The 17,773-nt window shown below is 67.0% G+C and carries 19 protein-coding genes and 1 tRNA gene; 6 read left to right on the top strand and 14 right to left on the bottom strand.

Features of this window, described 5'->3' with window-relative positions:
- Positions 1-114: 114 nt before the first annotated feature.
- Positions 115-987 carry a glycosyltransferase family 32 protein gene (locus ACM14_RS27160; protein WP_065347880.1) on the top strand — a complete coding sequence of 291 codons (873 nt, stop codon included), beginning with the start codon at positions 115-117 and terminating at the stop codon, positions 985-987.
- Positions 988-1,018: 31 nt separating this feature from the next.
- Here the strand turns inward: ACM14_RS27160 and ACM14_RS27155 are convergent, their stop codons facing one another.
- The 4 genes from ACM14_RS27155 to radA all read right to left on the bottom strand — a co-directional run bounded on the left by ACM14_RS27155 (position 1,019) and on the right by radA (position 4,149).
- Positions 1,019-1,228, bottom strand: coding sequence for a zinc-finger domain-containing protein (locus ACM14_RS27155; RefSeq protein WP_012202256.1), 210 nt, complete (start codon positions 1,226-1,228; stop codon positions 1,019-1,021).
- A 35-nt stretch (positions 1,229-1,263) separates the two neighbouring features.
- Positions 1,264-2,202 carry a branched-chain amino acid transaminase gene (locus ACM14_RS27150; RefSeq protein ID WP_034397818.1) on the bottom strand — a complete coding sequence of 313 codons (939 nt, stop codon included), beginning with the start codon at positions 2,200-2,202 and terminating at the stop codon, positions 1,264-1,266.
- A gap of 44 nt (positions 2,203-2,246) precedes the next feature.
- Complete coding sequence (locus ACM14_RS27145; RefSeq protein WP_012202254.1) at positions 2,247-2,684, bottom strand: hypothetical protein; 438 nt, start codon at positions 2,682-2,684, stop codon at positions 2,247-2,249.
- Positions 2,685-2,763: 79 nt separating this feature from the next.
- Positions 2,764-4,149, bottom strand: coding sequence for a DNA repair protein RadA (gene radA / locus ACM14_RS27140; protein ID WP_043821911.1), 1,386 nt, complete (start codon positions 4,147-4,149; stop codon positions 2,764-2,766).
- A 143-nt stretch (positions 4,150-4,292) separates the two neighbouring features.
- On the opposite strand from radA, the gene ACM14_RS27135 reads away from it, so the two are divergent.
- A tRNA-Met gene (locus ACM14_RS27135) sits at positions 4,293-4,369 on the top strand.
- A 67-nt stretch (positions 4,370-4,436) separates the two neighbouring features.
- Here ACM14_RS27135 and ACM14_RS27130 read toward each other — a convergent pair.
- The gene (locus ACM14_RS27130; RefSeq protein WP_012202252.1) at positions 4,437-5,249 is read right to left on the bottom strand and encodes a siderophore-interacting protein; all 813 of its coding nucleotides are present in this window, start codon (positions 5,247-5,249) and stop codon (positions 4,437-4,439) included.
- 96 nt (positions 5,250-5,345) lie between these two features.
- Here ACM14_RS27130 and ACM14_RS27125 point away from each other — a divergent pair, with 96 nt between their 5' ends.
- A complete protein-coding gene (locus ACM14_RS27125) occupies positions 5,346-5,786 on the top strand; it encodes a MarR family winged helix-turn-helix transcriptional regulator (protein WP_012202251.1) in 441 nt (146 codons plus the stop codon).
- On the opposite strand, the gene alr is transcribed toward ACM14_RS27125, so the two are convergent.
- Positions 5,787-6,890, bottom strand: coding sequence for an alanine racemase (gene alr / locus ACM14_RS27120; RefSeq protein ID WP_065347875.1), 1,104 nt, complete (start codon positions 6,888-6,890; stop codon positions 5,787-5,789).
- 134 nt (positions 6,891-7,024) lie between these two features.
- Here alr and lplT point away from each other — a divergent pair, with 134 nt between their 5' ends.
- A complete protein-coding gene (lplT, locus tag ACM14_RS27115; protein WP_013800185.1) occupies positions 7,025-8,326 on the top strand; it encodes a lysophospholipid transporter LplT in 1,302 nt (433 codons plus the stop codon).
- 198 nt (positions 8,327-8,524) lie between these two features.
- Positions 8,525-9,424 carry a DMT family transporter gene (locus tag ACM14_RS27110; protein WP_065347874.1) on the top strand — a complete coding sequence of 300 codons (900 nt, stop codon included), beginning with the start codon at positions 8,525-8,527 and terminating at the stop codon, positions 9,422-9,424.
- A gap of 27 nt (positions 9,425-9,451) precedes the next feature.
- Here ACM14_RS27110 and ACM14_RS27105 read toward each other — a convergent pair whose 3' ends face one another.
- The 5 genes from ACM14_RS27105 to glcE form a co-directional block, all read right to left on the bottom strand.
- A complete protein-coding gene (locus tag ACM14_RS27105) occupies positions 9,452-9,970 on the bottom strand; it encodes an AmiS/UreI family transporter (protein ID WP_013800183.1) in 519 nt (172 codons plus the stop codon).
- Positions 9,971-10,265: 295 nt separating this feature from the next.
- Positions 10,266-11,132 (bottom strand): ProQ/FinO family protein, encoded by an 867-nt coding sequence (locus ACM14_RS27100; RefSeq protein WP_034397802.1) that lies wholly within the window; start codon positions 11,130-11,132, stop codon positions 10,266-10,268.
- Between the two features lie 84 nt (positions 11,133-11,216).
- Entirely contained in the window at positions 11,217-12,467 is a 1,251-nt protein-coding gene (gene glcF, locus ACM14_RS27095) for a glycolate oxidase subunit GlcF (RefSeq protein ID WP_013800181.1), read from the bottom strand.
- A gap of 61 nt (positions 12,468-12,528) precedes the next feature.
- Positions 12,529-13,311, bottom strand: coding sequence for a YoaK family protein (locus tag ACM14_RS27090; RefSeq protein WP_012202244.1), 783 nt, complete (start codon positions 13,309-13,311; stop codon positions 12,529-12,531).
- Positions 13,312-13,336: 25 nt separating this feature from the next.
- Complete coding sequence (gene glcE, locus ACM14_RS27085) at positions 13,337-14,491, bottom strand: glycolate oxidase subunit GlcE (RefSeq protein ID WP_065347873.1); 1,155 nt, start codon at positions 14,489-14,491, stop codon at positions 13,337-13,339.
- 38 nt (positions 14,492-14,529) lie between these two features.
- On the opposite strand from glcE, the gene ACM14_RS32195 reads away from it, so the two are divergent.
- Positions 14,530-14,667, top strand: a complete 138-nt coding sequence (locus ACM14_RS32195) for a hypothetical protein (protein WP_156179898.1) — start codon at positions 14,530-14,532, stop codon at positions 14,665-14,667.
- 16 nt (positions 14,668-14,683) lie between these two features.
- Here the strand turns inward: ACM14_RS32195 and amt are convergent, their stop codons facing one another.
- From amt to ACM14_RS27070, 3 genes are read right to left on the bottom strand one after another with little or no spacing between them, the layout of a single operon-like run.
- Positions 14,684-16,057, bottom strand: a complete 1,374-nt coding sequence (amt, locus tag ACM14_RS27080) for an ammonium transporter (RefSeq protein ID WP_170962109.1) — start codon at positions 16,055-16,057, stop codon at positions 14,684-14,686.
- Between the two features lie 31 nt (positions 16,058-16,088).
- Positions 16,089-16,427: a P-II family nitrogen regulator gene (locus ACM14_RS27075; protein WP_012202241.1), complete on the bottom strand. Its 339-nt coding sequence runs from the start codon at positions 16,425-16,427 to the stop codon at positions 16,089-16,091.
- Between the two features lie 23 nt (positions 16,428-16,450).
- A complete protein-coding gene (locus ACM14_RS27070) occupies positions 16,451-17,182 on the bottom strand; it encodes a TorF family putative porin (RefSeq protein WP_013800176.1) in 732 nt (243 codons plus the stop codon).
- Between the last annotated feature and the right edge of the window lie 591 nt (positions 17,183-17,773).

Genomic DNA, 17,773 nt, shown 5'->3' with positions numbered 1-17,773 from the left:
GCCCCAAAATGCGGGCATTCCGCTTTCCATCCGCTCATGAAAAAAATTCCTGCGGTCTTATTCAGGCTGCTCCATCGCTGGGCGGCGCCTTCCAAAATCGGCGCAGATTACACCATGCCTGCGCCCTTGCAGCTGCCCCCATCGCCCCCGGCAGCCGATGGTCTTGCAGCGGAAATCCCGAAAACGATCTGGACGTACTGGAATCACCCGGAGCCCGATGCCTTCGTGCTGTCCTGCATCCAGAGCTGGCGTGTGAACTGCCCCGGATATGCAGTCCATCTGGTACATCCGGGGAACCGGGGTCAGCACGTTCCAGAAGAGGCGCTGCCCGAAAATTTCGCGCGATTATCCCCCACCAAGCAAGCCGACTGGATCCGCTTGTATCTGGTTGCACGCCATGGAGGCTTCTGGCTGGATGCCAGCATTTTGCTGACCCGCTCGCTGGACTGGATGTTGCCTGCCCGAGGTCCGGCCGAGTTCGTCGGCTTTTATCTGGAAGGTTTCACCCAGAACCCTGAATACCCAGTGATTGAAAACTGGCTGTTTGGCGCGCCAGCAGGTTCGTCCTTCGTGACAGCCTGGCAGCAGGAGTTCCACCAAGCGCTGGTCATTGAGGGTACGCAGAAGTACCTGGAACGTGCCCAGGCAGACCCGAGTTGGGAAGCCACTCGACAGGGGATCCCCGACCCAGACTACTTGCTGTGCCATATCGCGGCCCAGCAGGTGCTGCGCCGTCAGACCCATGGCCAACTGGTGCTGTACAAGGCCGAAGACACGGCCTTCATCTACCACCGAGCCCTCCGCTGGAAATGGTATTTGCTCTACCCACAACTGTGCCTGGTGCCAGCGGCTGCCAGCGTTGCCCCTCTGGTCAAGCTGCGTGGAGGCGAACGCCGTCACTTTGCCGAGATGCAGGCACTGCATGGCGGTGCTGTTCCAGGCAGTCTTTGGGACCAGGCTTTGCAATTGCGGCCGGCAGCATCCTGAAACAAAAAAGGCGGGCCGAGGCCCGCTTTGTTCAATGCCCGCCTGCGAAGACTTCGCCGGCTTTCAGGCGGTACAGCGTGCCGCAGTAGGGGCACTTGGCTTCGCCGGTGTGGGCCACGTCCAGGTAGACCTTGGGATGGCTGTTCCACAGCTTCATGTCGGCCTTGGGGCTGGGGCAGAACACGCCGCCCTGGGCGTTGAGGTCCTTGGCCGCCAGTTCGACGGTGGCATTCGTTGTCATGCTTGCTTATCTCTTTCGTGGGTCTCTAGGGATGTTCAGACCCGAGTCAGCCAATGGGCGTACTTGGGGTTGCGGCCGTTGACGATGTCAAAGAAGGCCTGCTGGATCTTTTCGGTGAGAGGGCCGCGGCTGCCCGCGCCGATCTCGATGCGGTCCACCTCGCGGATGGGCGTGACTTCGGCGGCCGTGCCGGTGAAGAAGACTTCGTCGGCGATGTACAGCTCGTCGCGCGTGATGCGCTTTTGCACCACTTCCAGGCCCAGGTCCTTGCAGATGTGCATCACGGTGTTGCGCGTGATGCCGTTGAGCGCGCCGGCCGACAGGTCGGGCGTGTAGACCACGCCATCCTTGATGACGAAGATGTTCTCGCCCGAGCCTTCGGAGACGAAGCCCGAGGCGTCCAGCAGGATGGCCTCGTCGTAGCCGTCGTCCAGTGCCTCGGTGTTGGCCAGGATGGAGTTGGTGTAGTTGCTCACCGCCTTGGCCTGGCTCATGGTGATGTTCACATGGTGGCGCGTGAAGCTGGAGATCTTCACGCGGATGCCGCGCTGCATGCCTTCCTCGCCCAGGTAGGCGCCCCAGGCCCAGGCCGCGACCATCAGGTGGATGGTGTTGCCCTTGGGGGAGACGCCCAGCTTGCGGTCGCCGATCCAGGTCAGCGGGCGCAGGTAGCACGATTCCAGCTGGTTGGCGCGCACGACCTCGACCTGGGCCTGGTTCACCGCTTCCTGGGTGAACGGGATCTGCATGCGCAGGATCTTGGCGCTGTTGAACAGGCGCTTGGTGTGGTCTTCCAGGCGGAAGATGGCCGTGCCCTGTTCGGACTTGTAGGCCCGCACGCCCTCGAATGCGCCGCAGCCGTAGTGCAGCGTGTGGGTCAGCACATGGATCTTGGCATCGCGCCAGTCCACCAGCTGGCCATCCATCCAGATCTTGCCGTCACGGTCGGCCATCGAGGGAACAACGGGGCTCATAGGAACATCCTTGGGGGTATTGAACAGAACACCAACCCGGTATTTTAGGGCGCAGGGGCTGCCTCGGGGGCCGCAGACGCCGGCTCGGGCTCGGGCGTGGGGCGTACCAGGGTCCACTTCATGAGACGGCCACTCTTGAACTCGCAGGTCACATGCGACTGCGTGCCGTCGGTCCAGCGGTAGATCTCGGGCTGCTGGCCCTCCTCGGACAGGCGCTCACCCAGGGAGCGCGTCATGGCCACCACGTGCATCAGCGAGACCTTGGGCTTGAGCTTGACGTTGAGCATGACGGCGCTGCCCACATAGCCCATGGGCCGGTCCGCGGCCTTCCTCATGATGGACATCAGCCGCGTGAAATGCAGCAGCAGCCACATCATGATGCCGCCGCCCACGGCGACCACACCCATCCAGCCATAGGACTGGTGCGCAGCCACCAGCAGTACGAGCAGGCCCAGAGGAATCAGGATATTGCGCAAATTCATGGCGCCGATTGTCTTATGGAGGCGCCGCAGGGCCGCTGCGGACAGTGCGTATGCCCCCGCAATGCGCTCGGCAAGAGTGTCAGCCCATCCCTCGGACGATGTTCATGGCCTCGTCCACGCGTTCGACGGCATGAACGGTCAGACCCGGGATGGCCTTCTTGGGCGCATTGGCCTTTGGTACCACGGCCATGGTGAAGCCCAGCTTGGCCGCTTCCTTCAGGCGCTCCTGGCCGCGCGGCGCGGGGCGCACTTCGCCGGCCAGGCCCACTTCGCCAAAGGCGAGGAATCCCTTGGGCAGGGCGCGGCCACGCAGGCTGGAGGTGATGGAAAGCATGACGGCCAGGTCGGCCGCAGGCTCGCTGATGCGCACGCCGCCCACGGCGTTGACGAACACATCCTGGTCCGCGCATGCCACACCCGCGTGGCGGCTGAGCACGGCCAGCAGCATGGCCAGCCGGTCGCGGTCCAGGCCCACGGACAGGCGCCGGGGCGCGGGGCCGCCCTGATCGACCAGGGCCTGTATCTCCACCAGCATGGGGCGCGTGCCCTCCAGCGTGACCAGCACGCAGGAGCCGGGCACGGGCTCGCTGTGCTGGGACAGGAAGATGGCGCTGGGGTTGGTCACGCCCTTGAGGCCCTTCTCCGTCATGGCGAAGACGCCGATCTCGTTGACGGCGCCAAAGCGGTTCTTGATGGCGCGCACCAGGCGGAAGTTGCTGTGCGTGTCGCCCTCGAAGTACAGCACCGTGTCCACCATGTGCTCCAGCACGCGCGGTCCGGCCAGTGCGCCTTCCTTGGTCACATGGCCGACCAGGATCACGGTGATGCCCGTGGTCTTGGCCGCGCGCGTGAGGTGGGCCGCGCATTCGCGCACCTGGGCCACCGAGCCCGGCGCCGAGGACAGCTGGTCCGAGTACACGGTCTGTATGGAGTCGATGACGACCACGGCCGGCTGGGTGGCCTCCATGGTGGCGAGGATCTTCTCCAGCTGGATCTCGGCCAGCACGTTGACCTGGCTGGCCTCCAGCCCCAGGCGGCGCGAGCGCAGCGCAACCTGGGCACCGCTTTCCTCGCCCGTGACATATAGCGTGGGCAGGCCGACGCGGTGCAGCGCGTCCATGGCCTGCAGCAGCAGGGTGGACTTGCCGATGCCGGGATCGCCACCAATCAGCACCACGCCGCCTTCGACAATGCCGCCTCCCAGCACGCGGTCCAGCTCCTCGATGCCGCTGGGCGTGCGCGCCACGTCCTGGGCCTCGATGGCCGACAGCGGCATCACGGCCTGGACATTGGCCAGGCCCGCATAGCCCTGGGGCTGGCTGAGCCGGTTCTTGCCCGCGCTCGCAGGCTCGGCAACGGCCTCGATCAGCGAGTTCCAGGCCCCGCAGGCCGGGCACTTGCCCAGCCAGCGCGGGCTGGTGCCTCCGCAGGCATTGCAGATGAACGTGGTTTTGTCTTTGGCCATGGGGTGAGCACTATACCGAGCAGTGGCTGCCGCCCTGGCACGCATGTTTCGCGCCTATCGCAGTTGCGTGACGGAAAGATATCGGTTATAGTTCACTTCTTCGCTGCAGAAAATGCAGCGAAAACGAAATTACTGCGGATTACCGCGCGATGGAGCAGTCTGGTAGCTCGTTGGGCTCATAACCCAAAGGTCGGAGGTTCAAATCCTTCTCGCGCAACCACCACGAAAAAAAGCCCACTTCGGTGGGCTTTTTTTCGTCTGTACTCCCGTTCTTTTCTCCAGGCAGGTCAGCTGGGATCGTTCAGGTCTTCATGGTGGTCGGCCGTGCCCTGCTTCCAGTAAGAGGCCACGCGCATGCGCTTGGGCGATGCGCCCTTGGCCAGCAGCAGGCGACGCAGCTCGGCCATGGCGCTGTGCTCGCCCGCCGCCCAGATATAGCCGTCGTCCTGGGGCAGCTCCAGCGCCTGCACGGCGTCGGCCAGCGATTCGACCCAGTCGCAGTCCAGCCGGGCCGTGCTGCTCCACTGGCGGCGGTCGGCCGGGTTGCGCAGCTGCACGCGCACCACGGCGCGGCTGCCGGCGGGCAGCTCGGCCAGGCGCCGCTCGATGGCGGGCATGGCGGTCTCGTCGCCGAACAGCCAATGCCATGGCAGGTTGGCCGAGATCACCAGGCTGCCGCGCGGACCGGCCAGGCCCACCCACTGGCCCAGCGGGGCGGTCAGCGCCCATTCGGTGGCGGGGCCGGCATCGTGCAGCGCGAAATCCATGATGAGGTTCTGGCGCGCGGCGTCGTAGCGCAGCGGCGTGTAGTCGCGCAAGGTGGGGCGCTCGTCCTCCACGAAGGTCGGGCGGCCATCGAGCAGCACGGGAAGCGCGGGCAGTTCGCGCCCGGCCTGCGGCAGGATGAGCTTGACGTGGTCGTCAAAGCCGGCGCTCACGAAGTCCTCCAGATCGGGACCGCCCAGGGTCAGGCGGACAAAGCCGGGGCTGGGCTGTTCGCGCGAGAGCAATTGCACATGGCGGGCGCGGAAGGAATGGCGGACACGCTGGACGACGGGGGCCGGTGTCACGGCAGAGGTGGCTGGATTGGGCAAGTTCATTGGCGAAACGGCCTGCGACGGCCTAGAATGTTGATTTAGTCCACCAATTCTCTGTCATCCGTTGACTTTGTCAACGTATTTCCACAAGACCCTGCCATGAATGCCTCCCTGCCCGCCGATATCTTCGAGGCCATGCACGAGCTGCTGCACCTGTTCCGCTCGCGCATGCGCGAGGACATGGAGTCCATGGAGCCCGGGCTGACGCCCAACGAGGTGCGCGTGCTGATGTACGTGGGCCGGCACCCGGGCCGCACGCAAAGGGATCTGGTCGACCACAGCCACATGGACAAGGCCCAGCTCGCGCGCATGCTGGCGCAGCTGCAGGAGCAGGGATGGCTGGACCGCGAACCGGACGCCCGCGACCGCCGCGTGCGCTGCCTGAGCCTCAGCCCCCAGGGGCAGGCCCTGTTCGACCGGCTGCGCCAGTCGCGCCAGGCGCTGGCGGCCCGGCTGCTCAAGGATTGGGAGCCCGCCGCGCAACAGCAGTTGATGGCGCTGCTGGAGCGGGCCAGGGACAGCGTGGAAGCCGCGCCCTGATCAATCGACGGTCTTGTTCACGCGCGGCGCGACGGCGCACATGAGTTCATAGCCCAGCGTGCCTGCGGCCTCGGCCACCTCGTCGATGGGCAGCACGGCGCCGTTGCTGGCGCGGCCCCACAGCGTGACCTCGCTGCCCATGCCGGCATCGGGCACGGGCGTCAGGTCCACGGCCAGCATGTCCATGCTCACGCGGCCCAGGGTGCGGGTGCGCACGCCGTTCACCAGCACGGGCGTGCCCGTGCCGCAGTGGCGTGGATAGCCGTCGGCATAGCCGCAGGCCACGGTGCCCAGGCGCAGGGGGCCGTCGGCCGTGAAGCGCGATCCATAGCCCACGCTCTGCCCCTCGGTCAGTTGCTGCACGCCGATGATGCGCGAGCTCAGCGTCTGCGTGGGCTGCAGGCCCCAGTGGGACGCCGTGTGCTGCGGATAGTCGGGGGCGCTGCCGTAGAGCACGATGCCCGGCCGCACCCAGTCGCAGCGCACCAGCGCGTCGTCGCCCTGGCGCAGCGTGGCTGCGCTGTTGCCCACGCTGCGCTCGCCGGGCAGGTCGCGCGTGGCGTCATGAAAGCGCTGCAGCTGTGCCGAGATTCCGGGCTGTCCGGCCCCTGCGTCGGCATCGCTGAAATGGGTCATGAACGAGATTTCCTCCACCTGGGGCAAGGCGTTCAGCCGGGCCCAGGCCGCGCGGTATCGCTCGGGCGTGAAGCCCAGGCGGTTCATGCCGGAGTTCATCTTGAGGAAGACGCGGTGGCCGTTCTGCGTCTTGTGCGCGGCCAGCCAGTCGATCTGGGCGTCGCAGTGCACGGCATGCCAAATGGACAGGCGCGAGCACAGCTCCAGGTCGCGCGGCTCGAAGACGCCTTCCAGCAGCAGGATGGGGCCGCGCCAGCCCAGCTGGCGCACGCGCTCGGCCTCGGCCAGGTCCAGCATGGCGAAGCCGTCGGCGCCGCGCAGGGCCTCGAACACGTTCTCGATACCGTGGCCATAGGCGTTGGCTTTGACCACGGCCCACAATTTGGCATCGGGGACCGCCTGCCGCACCCGCTCCAGGTTGTGGCGAAGCGCGGCGGAATGGATGGTGGCAAGAATGGGACGCGGCATGGTTTTCACTCAGTCAGAAGCTTGGGATTCTGGCACTGCCAGCCAAAGGCCGCGTGATATAACCGCCAGTCACTTGCCACGGGGTCCTTATTTAACCGGTCAGCAGCCCTGCAGCTGACCCCATCTGCCTATCCATGAAGCGCGGTTTCTACACCATCATGTCAGCGCAGTTCTTCAGCTCGCTGGCAGACAACGCCCTGTTCGTGACCGCCGTGGAACTGCTGCGCACCAATGGCGCCCCCGAGTGGCAGCGCGCCGCCCTGGTGCCCATGTTCGCGCTGTTCTACGTGATCCTGGCCCCCTTCGTCGGCGCCTTTGCCGACGCCCTGCCCAAGGGGCGGGTGATGTTCATCAGCAATGCGATCAAGATCGTGGGCTGCCTGATGATGCTGTTCGGCAACCACCCGCTGCTGGCCTACGCCGTGGTGGGCCTGGGCGCAGCGGCCTACTCGCCGGCCAAGTACGGCATCCTCACCGAATTGCTGCCCGCCTCCCAGTTGGTCAAGGCCAATGGCTGGATCGAGGGGCTGACCATCACCTCCATCATCCTGGGCGTGCTCGTGGGCGGGCAGTTGCTGAGCCCGGGCATCTCGGCCCATCTGCTGGACTTTGACCTGCCGCTGCTGGACACGGGCGTGGACACGGCCGCCGAAGCGGCGATTGCCGTGCTGGTCGGCGTCTATGCGCTGGCCGCCTGGTTCAACCTGCGCATTCCGCTGACCGACACCATCCTGCGCCCGCTGCGCCAGGACCCCAGCAAGAGCCTGCTGGCCAACACCCTGGCCCTGCTGCCCGACTTCTGGACCTGCAGCCAGCGGCTGTGGGGAGACAAGCTGGGCCAGATCTCGCTGTCCACGACCACGCTGTTCTGGGGCGTGTCGGGCAACCTGCGCTACATCGTGCTGGCCTGGGGCGCGGCGGCCCTGGGCTACGGCACCTCCCAGGCATCGGCCCTGGTGGGCGTGGTGGCCATCGGCACGGCCGCAGGCGCCATCCTCGCGTCCATGCGCATGCGGCTGGACAACGCCACGCGCGTGATTCCGCTGGGCATCACCATGGGCCTGCTGGTGATCGCCATGATCTTCATCAAGAGCGTGTGGGTGGCCATTCCCTTCCTGATCCTGCTGGGCGGCCTGGGCGGCTTCCTGGTCGTGCCCATGAATGCGCTGCTGCAGCACCGCGGCCACAACCTCATGGGCGCGGGCCGCTCGATTGCCGTGCAGAACTTCAACGAGCAGGCCTGCATCCTGGCGCTGGGCGCCTTCTATGCGCTGTCCACCAAGTTCGGACTGTCGGCTTTCGGCGCCATCACGGTGTTCGGCCTGGTGGTGGCCGGCATCATGTGGCTGATCGGCCGCTGGCACGTCAGCAACGTGCGCAACCATCCCGAGGAAGTCGAGCGCCTGCTGGTGATTGCCCGCAAGGATTGTCATTGAGACTACCCCCTGAGGCGCTTCGCGCCTTCCCCCAGGGGGGACGACACCCTCGCGGCGGGGCGGCCCTGGCTCGGTGTCTCTCGCTTTGGGCCTCGCCAGTTCCATAGGGCGCTATCGATTGATAGGCCTGGTCTAAATGGTCTTCTCGTATTGTGTTCGGTGCGGGCTTTGCCTGACCGGGCACTTTTTCGTGGTTTTATGCATAGCCCGCTGCCCGTTCTCGCCCTGCTGTTCAACACCCTGGTCTGGGGTCTGGCCTGGTGGCCGTTTCGCGCCATGCACGAGGCCGGCCTGCATCCGCTGTGGGCCACGGCGCTGATGTATGCCCTGGTGCTGGCGGGGCTGGTGGCGCTGCGCCCGGCCAGCCTGCGCCAGGCGCTGCAGTACCCGGCGCTGATCCTGCTGGGTGCCTGCGCGGGCAGCAACAACATCGCCTTCAACTGGGCCGTGACCATTGGCGATGTGGTGCGCGTGGTGCTGCTGTTCTATCTGATGCCGGCGTGGTCCGTGCTGCTGGCCTGGAAGATCCTGGGCGAGCGGCCCACGCCCGCTGCGCTGACGCGGCTGCTGCTGGCCTTTGGCGGGGTGGCGCTGGTGCTGGTGCCCGAGGGCACATTCAGCGGCGGCTCGCCCGGGCTGCTGCGCGGTCTGTCGCTGGCCGACGGCCTGGCACTGTTCGGCGGCTTCACCTTTGCGCTGACCAATGTGCTGCTGCGCCGCCTGCAGGCCGTGCCGGCGCAGGCGCGCATGCTGGCCATGTTCAGCGGCTGCATGGCCATGGGGCTGGCCAGCGCCTTCGCGGGCAGCAGCGTGGGGCTGGTGCCGCCCATGCCTGCGCCGCAGGCCGGCTGGATGCTGATTGCCGCCGGCCTGGCCGTGCTGCTGATGCTGGGCAACTGGGCGCTGCAGTTCGGCGCCGCGCGCCTGCCGGCCGGCGTGACCGCCGTGGTCATGCTGGCCGAGGTGGTGTTCGCCAGCGTCTCCTCGGTGTTGATTGCAGGCGAGGTGCTGACGCCGCGCACGCTGCTGGGCGGCGCCTGCATCATCGCGGCCGCGCTGCTGTCTGCGCTGGTGCATGCACGGCGGCGTGGGGCTTGACGCACGGCCCGTACTGACGCTGCGCAATCAGCCCGTGAGCTGCCCGGCCAGCAGCAGGTAGCCCGGCAGCCAGCCCGTGAGCACGCCCTGCGCAATGCACAGGGCGCCCGTCACGCGGCCGATGTTGCGACCCAGGGCCAGCAGCACGAAGAACATGGCCCACAGCACGGCCCAGGCCGCCCAGTTGGCCGCCATCCACCAGTCGATGGCGGTGCGCGCGCCCAGCAGGGTGTCGATGGCCACGGGCACGGCGGTGATGGCCACGAACAGGCTGAACCAGCCCAGGCCCCGGCCATCGGCGCCCGTGAAGCGGTTGATGGCCACCCACAGGTAGGTGAAGGCGAACAGCAGGGTCAGCGCGCCGGTCTTGACCGAGGCCGCATCAGGCTCGGGCCCGAAGGCGGAGGCCAGGCCGATGATCAGCGAGACCAGGCCCGCGAACACGTTGATGACCCAGATCTCCCGGTCGGCAATGCGCCCCAGCATCCACAGGCCGTTCAGGCACAGCACGGCGCCCACGTAGAACAACGACAAACCCAGCCACATCGCAAGTCTCCTTTTGCTTTTTTGCTTTGAAGTGCCTTGCGCGCCGTGTTCAGTCCACGGGAACGAGCGCGCACGGCAAGGCGCCGCCGCCCCGTGGCCGGGTGCAGCGGCGTCCGTGAAACAGTTCATCCCCGGGCCCGCCCCTGGTGGGCATCTGCGTGCTGGCGGAAGGGTCCGCCGCAGAGATGCCGCCTGTGATCCAGGGCAGGTGCACCGGCGCGGCCCTTGCCGGGCACGCGGCGGTGGAGTGTGCCGGCAGGCGGTGCTGCCGGTCTTTGGTGCCGGTCCTTGTGCCTCAGGCCGCCTGCGTCTGCAGGCGGCGGCGGGCGCGTTCCAGCTGCTGCGCCACCTGGCGCGGGTTCATGCCGTACATGTCGGCAAAGCCGGCTTCGGAGGTCTGGCCGCTGGCCTCGAAGGCGCGCAGCAGCGCCTCGTCGCGTGCAGTGCGCGCATCGGCCTCGGCCAGCGCCTCGGCCACCAGGGTGTTGGTGGCCTCGTCACGGCCCTGCACACGCGCCGCGTAGTCGTCGCGCGACAGGCCCGATGCCTCGTAGGCCGCGATGATGCGGTTGCGCAGCTTGGGCGCCAGGTCTTCGGGCGAGCGGTGCTGGCGGCGGCGGAAGACTTCGATCAGCGCATGGTGCACATGCTCGGGCGCCATGGCCTCGACCGACTGGCCCTGCAGGTCATGCCGGGCCTGGCCGCTGGCCACCACGGTGAGGTAGCGGCTCGAGCGCGTGTGCTGGGACAGGGCCAGCTTGAGCTGGTCGCGGTCAATGGCTTCAGGATGGGCGGCCAGCAGGTCTTCGAAGATGCCGCGCTTGAGCGGCAGCGGCTGCTCGCCGAACAGGTTCGGATGCCATTGGGCCAGTTGCGCCAGCAGCGGGTGCTGGGTGCGCACGGGCCTGGAAGCGTTGGCCTCGGCACTGGCGGCCGTGCCGGATGCGGCATCGGCGGCAGGCTCGGTGGCCTTGCCCTTGTTGCGGCCACGTCCGCCACGGCGCGAGCGCTTGCGGCCCTGGCCATCGGCGCTGGCTGCAGCCTGCGGCTCGGTGCCGGCAGCGGCGTCCGCCGGCAGCGCGGCGCTCTGTTCTTGCGGTTCAGACACGGATTCAGTCATGGCGGAGCACGTGGGCTTGGAAAAAACGAAACCCCGCATCATGCCAGCATTGCAAAGGCTTGCGCGGGCATAGGCCCCACGGCGTCGCGCTGGAGGCACAGATGCGCATTCGGTACGCGGCGGGTCTCAGGCCAGCAGGGCCTCGTCCAGCACCTCTATCCAGTGGCGCACGGGCAGGTCCGTGCCGTTTTGCAGGTGGACGATGCAGCCCATGTTGGCCGAGAGGATGGCTGCAGGCCGCCGGGCATCGAATCCTTCGGTCAGCGCACCGATCTTGCGGTCGCGCAACTGGTGCGAGAGTTCGGGCTGCAGCACCGAGTAGGTTCCCGCCGAGCCGCAGCACAGGTGCGATTCGGTGCGCGCCACGCGCAGCTCGAAGCCCAGCCTGGCCAGATGGGTTTCCACGCCGCCGCGCAGCTTTTGCCCGTGCTGCAGCGTGCAGGGCGGGTGGTAGGCCATGGGCGCGGCCGGTGCGCGCACCCTGCCCTGCAGGCGCTCGGCCAGCTCGGGCAGGAGTTCGGGCAACAGCTCGCTCAGGTCGCGCGTGAGGGCGCTGATGCGGGCTGCCTTGTCCGCGTACTGCGCATCATCCTTGAGCAGATGGCCGTATTCCTTGACGGTGACGCCGCAGCCCGAGGCATTCATGACAATGGCCTCCACCGCGCCGCTGTCCACCTGCGGCCACCAGGCGTCGATATTGGCGCGCATCTGCGCCTTGCCGCCTTCCTGGTCGTTGAGGTGGAATTTCACGGCGCCGCAGCAACCGGCCTTGGGGGCGATCACGGTCTGTATGCCGGCCGCATCCAGCACGCGCGCCGTGGCGAAGTTGATGCGCGGCATCATGGCCGGCTGCACGCATCCGGCCAGCAGCAGCACCTTGCGCGCATGCTCACGCACGGGCCAGGCGCCCGCATCCTGGGGCTGGGGCACTTTCTCGGCCAGGACTTCGGGCAGCAGGCCGCGCACGGCCTGTCCCAGCTTCAGGGCCGGGGCGAACAGCGGCGAGTTCAGTCCCTCCTTGAGCGCCCATCGCCGTGCGCGCTCGCCCAGCGGGCGCGGCACCTGCTCCTCGACGATCTTGCGGCCTATGTCCACCAGGTGGCCGTACTGCACGCCGCTGGGGCAGGTACTTTCGCAGTTGCGGCAGGTCAGGCAGCGGTCCAGGTGCTGCTGGGTGGCGCGCGTGGGCGTCTCGCCCTCCAGCACCTGCTTGATCAGGTAGATGCGGCCACGCGGCCCGTCCAGCTCGTCGCCCAGCAATTGGTAGGTCGGGCAGGTGGCCGTGCAAAAGCCGCAGTGCACGCACTTGCGCAGAATGGCTTCGGCCTCCTGGCCCTCGGGCGTGGCGCGGTACTGGGGTGCGAGTTGGGTCTGCATGGTGGGGCTCTTGTTGTATGGGTATCGGGGAACGGTCAGGCACGGCAGCCGGACGCGGCGGTCAGGCGCGAGGCGCGGCCCGCCGGCCCAGCAGCAGCGGCAGCCGCGCACGGTCGGCCCACAGCGGCGGCAAGGACAGCAGGCACAGCACCACGGCCAGCGGCACGACGAAGACAAAGCCCAGGTGCCGGAAACCCAGCGCACCCGCAATGCCGCCCAGCAGGAACATGGACAGCAGCCCTGCGAACAGCCGCAGCCGCACATGGTTGGCGTGGACCCGGTGCTCGGGCGGGCTGCCGTGGCGATTCCAGTAAAGGGCTCGACCCAGCTCCATGCCCAGGTCGGTGATCACGCCCGTCATGTGCGTTGTGCGGATCTGCGAGGACGACATCTTGGTCACCGTGGCGTTCTGCAATCCCATGATGAAGGACAGCAGCAGCACGGCCAGCGGCACGGCGAACGGCGTGGGCCAGGCCAGCATGGCCGCGCCCAGCACGCCGAAGAGCAGCATCAGCGCGGCTTCCAGCAGCAGCGGCAGCGCATAGCTGCTGCGCAGCCGGTGGTGGCGCGCCCAGTTGACCAGCAGCGATGTCGCGGCCGCGCCGCACAGAAAGGCCAGCAGCGCGCCGCAGGCACTGAGCACCAGCGCCGTATTGCCCAGCACGAGGTTGTCGGCCAGCAGCGAGACAAAGCCCGTCATGTGCGAGGTATAGGAGTGCACCAGCAAAAAGCCGCCCGCATTCACCGCACCCGCGTTGAAGGCCAGCAGCAGGCCCAGCGTGCGGTTGCTGGCCACCGTGCGGTGCCGGTCCGTGAGCAGGTGCAGGTGGTGGCGCATGCGCATGGGCGGAGCCAGGCGTTGGCCCGGCCTACCAGGCGGCGGCCAACCGGCCGCGGTTGAAGATGCCCGCAGGATCGAAGGCCTGCTTGAGCCGCGCATGCAGCGCGGCCGTGGCATCGGCCGCCTGGGCGTCGAAATCGGGCTCGGCGCCGGGCTGGTCTGCGGCCTCGGAGCGGAACAAGGTGGCCGATCCGCCCGCTGCTTTTGCCAGCGCGCGCAGCGCATGGCCCAGCGCACGCGGCGCCTGTACCCAGCGCAGTGCGCCGTGCCATTCGATCAGCGGCCCCGTGCAGCCGTCCGGCAGCGCCAGGGCCAGAGCCGTCTGCGGCACGGACAGGCGCCACAGCGCATGGCCCGGCGCGCGTGCGGTGAACCAGGGCAGCTGCTGCTCGCGGCAGGCCTGCCAGTCGGCAGCAGCATGCACAGGGTCCATGCGCTGCACACGCTCGCCCCCCAGGCGCTCGCAGGCCGCCTGCACGGCGGCACGCGCGCCGCGCAGGCGCAGGTAAAGCACGCCCTGGGCTGCGCCCTCCTCCTGCAGCCAGCAACTGGCATTGAGCGGCAGCGGCTGCCCGCCCCAGGCATTGAGCCAGTCCAGCGCCTGCTGCTGAGTGCATTCGAAGCGCAGCGTGGCCTCGGCCGGCGCCACGGGCAGCACCTTGAGGCTGACCTCGGTGATCAGGCCCAGCGCGCCCCAGGAGCCCGCCATCAGCCGCGAGACGTCGTAGCCCGCCACGTTCTTCATGACCTGCCCGCCGTAGCGCAGCAGCTCGCCCTGGCCGTTGATCATCTCCAGCCCCAGCACGAAGTCGCGCACGGCGCCCACGCTGGCACGCGAAGGCCCGGACAGGCCGCTGGCCACCATGCCGCCCACGGTGGCGTTGCTGCTGTCTCCATCGAAATGCGGAGGCTCGAAGGCCAGGCACTGGCCCTGTGCCGCGAGCAGGGCCTCGACCTCGGCCAGCGGCATGCCGGCGCGCACGGTCACGACCAGCTCGCTGGGCTCATAGCTGACCACGCCGGCCAGCGCCCGCGTGTCCAGCAGTTCGCCCTGCAGGGCCAGGCCGTGAAAATCCTTGGTGCCGCCGCCGCGTATGCGCAGCGGCGTGGCGTCGGCCGCAGCAGCGCGCACGCGCTGGGCGATCTGGAGGAGGTGGCTTTGGGCTGAATCCATGGCCTGCATCGTAGCGGCTGGGCCCTTTTGCGCCTCGGTGCGGACCCGTGAATTTTTTGAACGGCGCGCTTGAAGTTCTGCGGGCGGCGCAAAACAGCCGGGACGAAAAGGCAAAGACGCCATCTCTGCAGCGGCTCCAAAGCAAAAAAGGCCCCGGTGCAAGCACCGAGGCCAATCCGCAATGAACTCCCTGGAAACCGATCAGCGGTAGTACGCCACCTCGCCGTGCGTGGTGATGTCCAGGCCCTGGCGCTCGGACTCTTCGCTGACGCGCAGGCCGACGACCAGGTCGCAGATCTTGTAGGAGATGCCAGCCACCACGCCGGACCAGACGATGGTCAGCAGCACGCTCTTGACCTGCACCCACACTTGATGGCCCATGTTGAAGTCTGCGGGCTCGATGCCGCCCAGGCTGGAGGCGCAGAACACGCCGGTCAGGATGGCACCCAGGATGCCGCCCACACCGTGCACGCCGAACACGTCGCAGACATCATCGACCTTGAGCAGCTTCTTGAGGCCCGACACACCCCACAGGCAGACGGGACCGGCGATCAGGCCCATGACGATGGCGCCCATGGGGCCCACGAGGCCGGCCGCCGGAGTGATGACCACCAGGCCGCCCACGGCGCCCGAGGCGGCGCCCAGCATCGATGCCTTGCCCTTGTGCAGGGCTTCGGCAGCCAGCCAGGAGATGGTGGCGGCGCCCGTGGCGACGATGGTGTTGATGAAGGCCAGGCCGGCAATGCCGTTGGCAGCGCCTGCCGAGCCGGCGTTGAAGCCGAACCAGCCCACCCACAGCAGCGAGGCACCGACCATGGTCAGCGTCAGGCTGTGCGGAGGCAGTGCCTCGCGGCCGAAGCCGATGCGCTTGCCCAGCATGTAGGAGCCCACCAGACCGGCGATACCGGCGTTGATGTGCACCACGGTGCCGCCGGCGAAGTCCAGCGCGCCGTCCTTGCCCAGCAGGCCGCCACCCCAGACCATGTGGGCCATGGGGATGTAGCTGAAGGTGAACCACAGCACCGAGAACAGGATCACGGCCGAGAACTTGATGCGCTCGGCGAAGGCGCCGACGATCAGGGCCACGGTGATGGCGGCGAACGTGGACTGGAAGGCCACGAACACGTACTCGGGAATGGTCGGCAGCGCGCCGGCCAGCGTGTCGGGTGCAATGCCCTTGAGGAAGATCTTGCTGAAGCCGCCGAAGAAGTTGCCTTCGCCCGCAAAGGTCAGCGAGTAGCCGTAGACGGCCCACAGCAGCGTGATCAGCGAGAAGATCACGAAGACTTGGCAGAGCACGGACAGCATGTTCTTCGTGCGCACCAGGCCGCCGTAGAACAGTGCCAGGCCCGGGATCACCATCAGGATCACCAGCATGGTCGAGGTCAGCATCCAGGCCGTGTCACCGGCGCTGAGTGCGGGGGCCGGCGCCTCGGCTGCGGCCGCGGCGGCGGGGGCTGCTGCAGCGGCTGCATCGGCAACGGCTGCAGCGGCGGCGGGCTCCTGTGCCAGGGCAGCGGCGCCTGCGGCCAGCAGGCCCAGCCCCAGGCCCATGGAAAGAAGTCGTTTGGTCATGGCAGTCTTTCGGGAAACGAGGGGTTGAAACTCACAGTGCGCTGTCGCCGGTCTCGCCGGTACGGATGCGGACGGCCTGCTCGATGGGCAGCACGAAGATCTTGCCGTCACCGATCTTGCCGGTGCGCGCAGCGGCCTCGATGGCATCGATCACCTGGTCCACCAGCGCGTCGGGCACGGCGGCCTCCAGGCGCAGCTTGGGCAGGAAATCGACCACGTATTCCGCGCCGCGATACAGCTCGGTATGGCCCTTTTGGCGGCCGAAGCCCTTGACTTCGGTCACGGTGATGCCCTGCACGCCGATGTCGGAGAGCGCCTCGCGCACCTCGTCGAGCTTGAAGGGCTTGATGATGGCGGTCACCAGTTTCATGATGCTTTGCTCCTCAGGTCCGGTTACAGGGTCTTGGTCAGCGTCACGATCAGGCGCGCCTTGTTGACGTCACCGAAGTACGACTTCTTGTTCGCACCCGTCACGGCCGCGCCCAGCGACACGCCGTCGCCGAAATCGTAGGCACCGCCCACGCTGTAGTCCATATAGTTGGGCACGCCCAGGCCCTTGATGTCGCTGGCAAAGCGGGTGAAGCCCAGCGATGCCTTGACCGTCACCTTGGGCATCACTTCCTGGGTGAAGCCCAGCCACAGGTAGCCGGTGTTGCGACCCGACAGTCCCGAGCCGGCCTTCTCGCCGGCCCAGCCGAAGTAGTCCTTGGACACGGTGTGCGAGTACTTGGCCGTGAACGGTCCATAGGTGGCCGCGCCATACAGCTCGGTGGTGTTGCCACTGGAATTGCCCGAGTACAGGTACTGCAGCGCGCCGAAGTCCAGGTCCACCTCGCCGGCCTTGAACTTGTAGCCGCCGTAGAAATCGGTTTCCAGCGAATTGCGGGGGAGCCAGTCCACGCTGGAGTTCCAGTTGCCGATGTACCAGCCGCTGTCGCCGAAGGTGTAGTCGAAACCGCCTTGCAGGGCAGGCTTGACGGCCTTGTTGCGTCCCGTGTCCTGGTCCTGTCCGCGGAACTTGTAGTTCGTCGTCAGGGACACATTGGCCGTGAGCTGGGCGTGGGCCCAGAGCGGAGCGATGGCGACACAGGCGATGGCGAGCGACTTGAGGCTGGCACGGGACATGGGATCCTCCGGTTTGAAAAATTTCGTGACAACCGGGTTAAGCACGGACCGTGCCAGTCTTTTGATGCCGGGGCGTGCGCCTTTCCGGCTCCCCAATGCGGCGCTGCAACACACAGCGATGCACCGGCTTTGTGCAAAAAATGTGCACCGATGCGGCGATAGCGGGCACTCACATGGCGCATCATCAAAAATGCACCAAGATAGTGCATATCACATTACAGTCCTGCTTGCTCTGCCCTCAGAGGCCTGGTATTGCTAGAACGCACTGTAAGGAGGGACTCTCAAAACGCCTGTATCGGGGCATTCCGATATCGATGATTTTCCAAATAAACACCACCTTGCATCCCAGATAAGGCAATTGCTTACATATCCAGGATATTTCCGACCCCTCATTTGATTGCCCTATGGCCATCGGCTTGTCTATGATCCCCGCTCACCAAGAGCAGGGAGGCCGCCCCCAGGGCGGCGCGCACTATGACACGCCGAGTCACCATACACACGCCATTGGGCGAGCAGCTGCATTTCCGTGAATTGCGCGGCCAGGAAAACATCAGCCAGCTCTTCAGCCTCGATGTGGAAATGCTCAGCGAA

It is taken from the genome of Delftia sp. JD2 (assembly GCF_001682645.1).
In the GTDB taxonomy this organism is placed as follows: domain Bacteria; phylum Pseudomonadota; class Gammaproteobacteria; order Burkholderiales; family Burkholderiaceae_C; genus Comamonas; species Comamonas acidovorans.
This window is presented reverse-complemented; position numbering and strand designations above follow the sequence as displayed.